This is a genomic window from Actinomadura sp., from assembly GCF_044508335.1.
Classification (GTDB): domain Bacteria; phylum Actinomycetota; class Actinomycetes; order Streptosporangiales; family Streptosporangiaceae; genus Spirillospora.
On record NZ_JBIQHY010000072.1, the window covers coordinates 1 to 3,589 of the forward strand.

Below are 3,589 nucleotides of genomic sequence, written 5' to 3' on the forward strand. Positions count from 1 at the left end.
CCCCCCAATGAACTACTGCAGCATTTCCGCCGTCAGGTTGGCTTCGGTGCCGGGGATGCCCTGGTCGGTGGCGCGTTTGTCGGCCATGGCGAGGAGGCGGCGGATGCGGCCGGCGATGGCGTCCTTGGTGAGGGGCGGGTCGGCGAGCTGGCCGAGTTCTTCGAGGGACGCCTGCTTGTGCTCCAGGCGGAGGCGGCCGGCTTTGACGAGGTGTTCGGGGGCGTCGTCGCCGAGGATTTCCAGGGCGCGGGCGACGCGGGCGCCGGCGGCGACGGCGGCGCGGGCGGAGCGGCGCAGGTTGGCGTCGTCGAAGTTGGCTAGCCGGTTGGCGGTGGCGCGGACTTCGCGGCGCATGCGGCGCTCTTCCCAGGCGAGGACGCTGTCGTGGGCGCCGAGCCGGGTGAGCAGGGCGCTGATGGCGTCGCCATCGCGGACGACGACGCGGTCGACGCCCCGGACTTCGCGGGCCTTGGCGTGGATTTTGAGGCGGCGGGCGGCGCCGACGAGGGCGAGCGCGGCCTCGGGGCCGGGGCAGGTCACTTCGAGGGACATGGAGCGGCCGGGTTCGGTGAGGGAGCCGTGCGCGAGGAACGCGCCGCGCCAGGCGGACTCGGCGTCGCAGGCGGCGCCGGCGACGACGTGCCGGGGCAGGCCGCGGACGGGCCGGCCGTTGTTGTCGATGAGGCCGGTCTGCCGGGCGAGGGACTCGCCGTCGCGGAAGACGCGGACGACGTAGCGGTTGCCCTTGCGCAGGCCGCTCGGCGCGAGCACGACGACTTCTGAGGTGTGCCCGAACACTTCCGCGATGTCCTTGATGAGGCGCCGCGCCGCGACGCCGGTGTCGATCTCGGCCTCGATCACGATGCGCCCGCTGACCAGGTGCAGGCCGCCCGCGAACCGCAGCAGCGTCGAGACCTCGGCCTTGCGGCAGCACGGCTTCATGACCGTGAGCCTGCTCAGCTCGTCCTTGACCACACCGGTCATCGCCATCTGATGAACCCTCCCCCTATCGAACTTCCAGCAGTGTGGCCGATCCCGGCCCCGCAGGAGGTCACTCGGTGAATATCTTGTCGAAGGCTTGGGCCAGGCGGGCGGGTTCATGACGCGGCGAGCCGTCGTCGGCGGCGACGTCGGCGAGGATGAGCCGCGCGCCGAGGGTCTGCGCGGCCTTGTCGAGCGCGCCCGGGTCGTCCACGACTCCGCGGTCGGCGATGACGACGTCGACGCGCAGGTCGGGGGCGTGCGCCTGGAGGACCTCCAGGTGGGTCTGCGGCGAGAAGTCGTCGGTCTCGCCGGGCTGCGGCGCGAGGTTGAGCGCGACGGCGCGGCGGGCGCGGGCGGTGGTGAGGGCGCGGGCCAGCGCGGGCACTTTGAGGTGCGGCAGGACGCTGGTGAACCAGGAGCCGGGGCCGAACACGATCCAGTCGGCCTCTTCGACGGCGGCGAGCGCCTCGGGGCAGGCGGGCGGGTCGGCGGGGACGAGCGACACGCCGAGCACGCTGCCGGGCGTCATGGCGCACGCGACCTGCCCTTTGACGTGGGTGATGTCGTCGGGGCGGGACGGGTCGGCGCCGCGCACCTCGGCGACGATGTCCAGGGGGACGGCCGCCATGGGCAGGACGCGGCCGTGCGCGCCGAGCAGCCGGCCGACCCAGTCGAGGCCGGCGACGGTGGAGCCGGCGGCGTCGCCGCCGCCGAGGAGTTCCCACAGCGCGACGATGAGGAGGTTGCCGACGGCGTGGCCTTTCAGGTCGCCTTCGCTGCGGAACCGGTGCTGGACGACGTCCCGCCAGGTCTGGCCCCATTCGTCGTCGCCGCAGAGGGCGGCGAGCGCCATCCGCAGGTCGCCGGGCGGCAGCACGCCGAGTTCGCGGCGGAGCCGCCCGCTGGAGCCGCCGTCGTCGGCGACGGTGACGATCGCGGTCAGCCGGTCGGTGACGCGGCGCAGCGCGGAGAGCGAGGCGTAGAGGCCGTGGCCTCCGCCGAGCGCGACGACCTTGGGGCCCGCCGCCGGGCCGGGGTGCTTCACCGTGCCGTGTCTCTCCTCGTCCGGGAGCCGCGGATGGTCATTCGCGGCCGAGGTCACGGTGGGCGACCTGCACCTCGATGCCCTCGTCCCGCAGCCGGGCGGCGATCTGCTCCGCCATGGCCACACTACGGTGTTTTCCGCCGGTGCATCCCACGGCGAGCGTCACGTAATGCTTGCCCTCGCGCTCGTACCCCTCGGAGAGCAGCCGCAGGACCTCGGAGTAGGCGTCCAGGAACTCCTTGGCGCCGCGCTGCCCGAGGACGTAGTCGCGGACGGCGGCGTCGCGGCCGGTCTTCGGCCGCAGCTCCGGCACCCAGTGCGGGTTCGGCAGGAACCGGCAGTCGACGACGAGGTCGGCGTCGACCGGCAGACCGTACTTGTAGCCGAACGACACGACGGTGGCGCGCAGGCTGGACTCGCCGGTGTCGTTGCCGAAGAACCCGATGATCTTGTTGCGCAGCTCGTGCACGTTGAGCCCGCTGGTGTCGATGACCAGGTCGGCCTCGGCGCGCACCTCGCGGACCAGTTCGCGTTCGCGGGCGATGCCGTCCACCAGGCGGCCGTCGCCCTGCAGCGGATGGGGGCGGCGGACGCTCTCGAACCGGCGCACGAGGTCGGCGTCGCTCGCCTCCAGGAACACCACGCGGGGGTGGACGCCGCGCGCCTCCAGCTCGGCGATCGAGGAGTGCAGGTCCTCGGTGAACGCGCGGCTGCGGACGTCCACGACAACGGCGATGCGGGGCACCGCGTCCTTCACCCGGCCGCCGAGGTCGGCCATCGTGGCGAGCAGGCCGGGCGGCAGGTTGTCGACCACGAACCAGTCGAGGTCCTCCAGGGACTTGGCCGCGGTGCTGCGGCCCGCCCCCGACATGCCGGTGACGATCACGATGTCCGGGATCTTGGTCTCGCTGCTCATGCCCGTCTCCCCCTGTGCTCCCCGTCGCCCGTGCCCGCGTGCTCGCGCGCCGGGACCGTACCGCCGTGCAGCGCCGCGACGATGCTCTCGGCGCTGCGCATGCCGATGCCCGGGACCTCGGCGACCTGCTCGGGCGTCGCCTCCTTCAGCCGCTTCAGGGAGCCGAAGTGCTTCAGCAGCGCCGCGCGCCGCGCCGGGCCCAGACCCGGAACGCTATCGAGTTCGCTGACCGTCATGGACTTGGACCGCCGCTGGCGGTGGAAGGTGATGGCGAAGCGGTGCGCCTCGTCACGTACCCGCTGGACGAGGAACATCCCCTCGCTGTTGCGCGGCAGGACGACGGGGTCGTCCTCGCCGGGGAGCCACAGCTCCTCCAGCCGCTTGGCGATGCCGCACACCGCGATGTCGTCGATGCCGAGCTCGTCGAGGGCGCGCTGCGCGGCGGCGACCTGCGGCGGGCCGCCGTCGACGATCACCAGGTTGGGCGGGTAGGCGAACTTGCGCGGCCGGCCGGTCTCGGGGTCGATCGGCTGGTGCGCGCCCTCCTCCGTGTCATTCCGGGGGGACGACCCCCCAGACCCCCCGGCAACCGCCTCCGTGTCATTCTGGGGGGACGACCCCCCAGACCCCCCGGCAACCGCCTC

4 protein-coding genes are annotated in these 3,589 nt (G+C 73.2%); all 4 read right to left on the bottom strand.

Annotated features, from left to right (window positions below; all coding sequences use genetic code 11):
• Positions 1 to 12 precede the first annotated feature (12 nt).
• Entirely contained in the window at positions 13 to 990 is a 978-nt protein-coding gene (whiA, locus tag ACIWVC_RS22470) for a DNA-binding protein WhiA (protein WP_396452671.1), read from the bottom strand.
• Positions 991 to 1,051: 61 nt separating this feature from the next.
• Positions 1,052 to 2,029: a uridine diphosphate-N-acetylglucosamine-binding protein YvcK gene (gene yvcK / locus ACIWVC_RS22475; protein ID WP_396452669.1), complete on the bottom strand. Its 978-nt coding sequence runs from the start codon at positions 2,027 to 2,029 to the stop codon at positions 1,052 to 1,054.
• A gap of 37 nt (positions 2,030 to 2,066) precedes the next feature.
• Positions 2,067 to 2,945: an RNase adapter RapZ gene (rapZ, locus tag ACIWVC_RS22480; protein WP_396452667.1), complete on the bottom strand. Its 879-nt coding sequence runs from the start codon at positions 2,943 to 2,945 to the stop codon at positions 2,067 to 2,069.
• Positions 2,942 to 3,589, bottom strand: a 648-nt coding sequence (locus ACIWVC_RS22485) for a helix-hairpin-helix domain-containing protein (RefSeq protein WP_396454534.1), incomplete at its 5' end; no start/stop codon positions are given. The genes ACIWVC_RS22485 and rapZ, both read right to left, overlap by 4 nt.